This is a genomic window from Pseudanabaena sp. SR411 (assembly GCF_002251945.1).
Taxonomy (GTDB): Bacteria; Cyanobacteriota; Cyanobacteriia; order Pseudanabaenales; family Pseudanabaenaceae; genus Pseudanabaena.
In genome coordinates, this window is the sequence record NZ_NDHW01000122.1 from 1 (window position 1) to 5,568 (window position 5,568).

The 5,568-nt window shown below is 41.9% G+C and carries 4 protein-coding genes and 1 pseudogene; 2 read left to right on the forward strand and 3 right to left on the reverse strand.

The features are described from left to right. Positions 1 to 90: 90 nt before the first annotated feature. From B9G53_RS12885 to B9G53_RS12895, 3 genes are all read right to left on the reverse strand, one after another. Positions 91 to 714, reverse strand: coding sequence for an ImmA/IrrE family metallo-endopeptidase (locus tag B9G53_RS12885; protein WP_094532915.1), 624 nt, complete (start codon positions 712 to 714; stop codon positions 91 to 93). Between the two features lie 29 nt (positions 715 to 743). Next, the gene (locus B9G53_RS12890; protein WP_094532917.1) at positions 744 to 1,049 is read right to left on the reverse strand and encodes a helix-turn-helix domain-containing protein; all 306 of its coding nucleotides are present in this window, start codon (positions 1,047 to 1,049) and stop codon (positions 744 to 746) included. A 167-nt stretch (positions 1,050 to 1,216) separates the two neighbouring features. Next, complete coding sequence (locus tag B9G53_RS12895; RefSeq protein ID WP_094532919.1) at positions 1,217 to 2,110, reverse strand: putative molybdenum carrier protein; 894 nt, start codon at positions 2,108 to 2,110, stop codon at positions 1,217 to 1,219. Between the two features lie 218 nt (positions 2,111 to 2,328). On the opposite strand from B9G53_RS12895, the gene B9G53_RS12900 reads away from it, so the two are divergent. Both B9G53_RS12900 and B9G53_RS12905 read left to right on the forward strand, forming a co-directional pair. Beyond that, complete coding sequence (locus B9G53_RS12900) at positions 2,329 to 4,857, forward strand: tetratricopeptide repeat protein (RefSeq protein ID WP_094532921.1); 2,529 nt, start codon at positions 2,329 to 2,331, stop codon at positions 4,855 to 4,857. 318 nt (positions 4,858 to 5,175) lie between these two features. Beyond that, positions 5,176 to 5,358, forward strand: a pseudogene (locus tag B9G53_RS12905) (transposase); the annotation flags it as partial. Between the last annotated feature and the right edge of the window lie 210 nt (positions 5,359 to 5,568).

The window sequence follows — 5,568 nt, forward strand, 5'->3', positions numbered from 1 at the left end:
AAACATTAGGAGATATCACTAATCAGCTAGAGCAGTTTTTTGAATCCAGTCAATTTCTCTCAAAAATACAATTACGAAAAACACTGGATTTTATCTTTTCATTAATTCACTGATCTTATAGCGGGAAGGGAGTAGGTTTATTGAATTACTAATACTTCCAGCAGTAAATTGAGCAATATAATTCAATAGGTGCAACTTAGGCATCAAAAATGCACCACAAGCATATCCTGCCTGCCATTCCATCCAATCATATCGAGGAGAGTCTAGTATTTTCTCTCTTTTACAGATAATGATATCTTGCTCAGATTTAAAAGCAATCAAGCTTAACTGGTCATGCCCTTTTTCAAACAAGGACTTATGAAAATGGACATGACCAAACTCATGAGTCAAAGTTGTACGGAGTCTGTTCTCACGTCGATTATCCTCCATCAGATTAGTGGATATTTTCACAGTTGGGTTTTCCCCTAGAAAAAATTCAGTTACTCCTTCTACAGTCTCTCCAAACTCTGATAAGTCTGCATAAGTATCAAGATAGCTAACTCTCTGTTCAATTAATCGAATGATATCGTCTGTGGAAATAGGAAACTTAACTACACCATACATTGATAGAAGAAAAGAGGTAATTATTGCTTCACACGCATGATCTAGTTCTTCTGGTTGATAATAAGGACGAGAAAAGAATCGACCTGTTTTGTCAGAAATAAATTTGACCATAAGATATAGTTGTTTGATGTAACTCTTTATTATTTACGGAAAGCTAATATTCTTTCTCTGAACTGCTCCTCAGTTAGTTGCTGCTGTCTCTCTTGTTCTGGGAAACGTCCATTTAGATAGTGAAGATAATCAGCATCCAAATCGAGTACCTTCGCAAACTGCTGAACAATATGGTCTGATGACGGGCTTCGCCGATCTCGTTCAATATCATTCAGATACTGAGGAGAAATTGGTTGTCCATCTTCACGTAAAACATTTCCTGCAAGCTCCTTTTGCGTCATATTTAATTTTTTTCGGGCTTCTGCAATAAAACGCCCAAATGTCATTACTGTCATGGGGTTCACTCCAGTTTTTTTTCTACACTACTATATGCTGATCAGCGTATCATGCATAATGAGCAACATTGCCAAGCAAATAAAAAATTAACTTTCCCCATTTACCTTGTAAAAGGAAAAACCTGTTGTACGATTTAAAGATTTTGAGATCACATAATTACCATATGCTACTGATGCAGACTAATTTCCTGTGAATTAATGAGCAACTGCAAAGACTCTCCATAGACAAGATCGGCAATAGGCAAAGCAATCACCTCTAACACCGATGGATTTTGGAAATGACGCAGCTTAGTTTCAGGATGAGGATAGTACACCCAACCATCATAGCGATCGCCCTTGTAAAGAACTTGGCAGGAAACAAAGGAAAAATCTTCAGGCGGATGATTACTTGTCCAATCTACTTGTCGAAAAGTGTACTGGGGCTTCTGGATCGTGTAAGTGTAAGGTGAGATATCAAGATTTAAAGTGCCTCGAAAATAGGTCGATAGATCTAAACCTAGATTTTGGAAGAAGGGAATTTGCATAGAGATTGAGCCTTCAGCATAAGGACTATCCTTTGAAAGTCCCGAAGCAACCCGATGCCCTTGAATCAGCTTGCCATCTACCACCCATAAACTCAGAGCATCCCTCACAACTTGCCTTGTGCGATCGCCTATCCCCTCCGCCACTGATTCTCGATTACCCGCCACATTTAGCACCTTGACTTGCTGCTCGATTAGCCAATCATGCAAGGTGAGAGCATTGGGATTGATGAGATAAGGCTTTTGATACTTGATGCAAGACTCAATGGTTAGCCTTGTCCCATCGCTATGAAGGCGATCGGCAAAAATAACCGTTGCATCGGCAGTTTGGACATTGTGGACAGTGCGAATCTCATAATCTACGCGATCGGATTCCTGTAAGCCCAACTTGGCAAGCTCCCAATTTTCACCCAACTCAGTACGGTAGCCTTTCGGTGCAAGCCCACCCGTAGCAATCCCCAAGTCTGCCGCCGCTAGCAATCCGCCCCAGTCTGCACCAGTTTGTCCACCTGAAATGATTAACGTTACGGACTTATTCATAATTTGTTTGGATTTGATAGTGTTACAGAGTACGATCGCACTTTTGGACAAGGCTTACAACAGACTCAGATAATCCGAAAAAGCGATTGACTTTCATCCCTTTTATTGGGCAGCATTTTTTGTGATCAGTAATGGCTTGTAGTCGTTTGCTAGTAAAGTTTAGATGGACAGTTGTGAGACAAGATTAAGTTTTGTGATTTAGGAGGACAGTTGCGGCAATGAATAAAGGTTTTAGCGCGATCGCCTTGACAACTCTTTTATCTTGTTTATCTGTACAAGCGTTGAGTAGCGATCGCCTATGGGCGCAAGCATCAACTGACCACAAAGCAGAGGCTGAGAGACTGCTAAACCAAGGATTAGAGCAATATCGCAATAACCAGACTCAAGCTGCATTTCAGTCATGGCAGAAGACACTCCAAATTTATCGAGAAATCAAAGACCGTGAAGGCGAAGGAAAAGTACTGAACAATCTCGGCATTGCTTACTACATGCTTGGGCAGTACACCAAATCAGTTGATTTTTTTCAACAACGTTTAGCGATCGCCCGCGAACTCAAGGAGCGCAGGGGGGAAGCAAATGCCCTCGACAGTCTGGGACTTAACTACATCCTCCTAGGACAATACGAAAAAGCGATCGCCTTCTACCAACAAGCTGTGGAAATATTCCGAGAACTCAATGATCGAAAGAATGAAGGAAATGCTGTGGGGAATCTGGGTATTGCTTACCGCGAGATGGGGAAATATCAGCAAGCAATCAATTTCCACCAGCAACAGCTGATAATTACTCGCGAAATCAAAGACCGTGCAGGTGAGGGCAGAGCGCTCGGTGGACTTGGCATTGTGTACCGCGAGTTAGGTCAGTACCAAAAAGCAATTACCTTTTATGAACAGGATTTGGCGATCGCTCGCGAATTCAAAGACCTTAATGGTCAAGGTCGGGCTTTTAACAACCTTGGTATCGCTTACAGTAATTTACTGAAATATAAGGAAGCCGTTACTTTTTACCAACAAGCTTTAGAAATATTCCGCGATATCGAAAACCGCAAGGAGGAAGGAAGTACCCTTGGCAATCTGGGTATTGCCTACCGCGAATTAGGTCAATACCAAAAAGCGCTCACCTTCCACCAGCAACAATTGGCGATCGCCTATGCAATCAAAGATCGCGTCACTGAGGGCAAAGCCGTTGGTGGGCTTGGCATTGTTTACAACAAACTCAGACAGTACGAAAAAGCGATTCCTTTTTACCAGAGAGACTTAGCGATCACGATCGAACTCGGCGATCGCCAAGGAGAAGGGAGAGTACTCAATAACCTGGGGGTAATCTTTGCTGACCTCAACCAGCCAACATTATCCATCCTTGCCTACAAACAATCAGTTAATATTCAAGAATCTATCCGCAAAAATCTACGTGGACTGAGTAAAGAAGAACAGAAGTCTTTTTTAGATACAGTTGCTCGTACATATCGCCATCTTGCCAGTTTACTGCTAGCGCAAGGACGAGTAATGGAAGCCCTCCAAGTCCTCGATCTACTAAAAGTTCAAGAACTAGAAGATTATCTCAAAAATGTGAAAGGGAATGATAGAACCGCCCAAGGAGTAAAGCTCTTAGAACCAGAGAAAGTGATTGGTAGTCAGTTGCCGCTTTTAAAGTTTGAGGATAGCCTCGAAATCAATCTTCAACTTGCCAATCAAATCCGCCAAATCCCTATGTCGGAAATAAACAAAATTCCCGACTATCTTCAACAAATCCCCCAAAGCACTGTGCTGCTTTATCCATTAATTTTAAGCGATCGCCTCGAGTTAATTCTCTTCTCACCTAACTCCCCACCCCTCAACTACACTGTCAAAATCTCTCAACAAGAGCTAGAAGCCCTAATTAATAATTACAGAGCGGGACTGCTCGATCCAACTTCCGAGGACTATAAAGATTCTGCTATAGTCCTTTACGATCTGCTGATTAAACCCATCGAAGCAAAACTCATCCAAGTTAAAGCCCAGACAATCCTCTACGCACCTGATAGGCAAATGCGATATGTTCCTATTGCCGCACTATACGACGGCAAGAAATGGCTGATTGAAAAATATCAAATCAGTAATCTGATAGCCTATAGCCTGTCCGACTTTTCTCCACAGCCCAAAACTCAGCCCAATATCCTCGCAGGAGCATTTGGTGGTAAAGCAGGAGAGAAAAAATTTGGACAATCGGGGTTACCTGCTACGCTCAGAGAAGTTCAAGCGATCGCCAATTCATTCCAAAACTCAGTCACTTTAACCGAAGAAAGGTTTAGCCGCCAAGCGATCGAATCGAAATTCCAAGACCACAATATTCTCCATCTAGCCTCCCATGCTGAATTTAATACGGGCATCCCAGACAATTCCTTCATCATTTTTGGCAATGGCGATAAAATCCTCTTAAATGAAATCAGTGATTGGCAAATTCCGAATATTGATTTGATTATATTAAGCGCTTGTCAAACAGGAATCGGCAAGCTCGGTGATGGGGTAGAAGTTTTAGGTTTCGGCTATCAAGTCCAAAAAGCAGGGGCAAAAAGTGCGATCGCTTCTCTCTGGAAAGTTGATGATGCGGGTACACAGGCTCTAATGGAAGCATTTTATGGCGAACTACAAAAAGGTAATGTCCCCATTGCTGAAGTACTACAAAGAGCGCAGGTTTCCCTAATTAAATCACCAAATTATAAACATCCTTTCTATTGGTCAGCTTTCTTTGCGATCGGTAATGGCTTGTAATACCAAAGCCCAAAATAGCATAACTATTTTGGGCTTTGGTATTATCTGGGTTTAGTTTTCACAACGCTTTGCGCTCAAATCCAAGCCAAGAGATTCTTTAAACCCATATTCCGCTCTCAAGGGAAGAGAAAAATAAGTAGGGCTTACTGAAAAAGGCAGAAACAGTTGAATTTATTAGTTTTCAAGGGTCGAAAAAACTGATAAAGTGCAAGAGAAAAGCCCAAAAGCAAGAAAAACCCTTGCACCAATAAAATTTTATGTGCCGACGTTCCACAAAAGGACAAGTATCATTTGAGACCTTCTATCTTCCATTTAGGCGAAGGAGCGCCAGCCAAGAGCTTTCGGATGGCACTGGGAGCATTGATAATCAAAGAGGAATTAGGAACAAGTAATGAAGAGACCGTAGAACAGATCCGCGAGAATCCATATTTGCAATACTTTCTAGAGATGTCAGAATACAGCGACAAAGCACCATTTGAAGCAAGCATGATGATACACTTTGGTACTTGATGCAACAGTAGCTCTAGTCGATATTCGTTATCCCACTGATATCAACGTTTACTGGTGGTCAGTGAAGTATTTCGGCAACAACAATCGGTAGTCCTAAAAAGGAAAGGATGGAGGAAAATAAGACAAGAGTGTCTAATGTTACCGAGTTAGCCCATGACAGAGACTAGACCAAACTGCCCATCGTGCCATTGCGAGTCATTG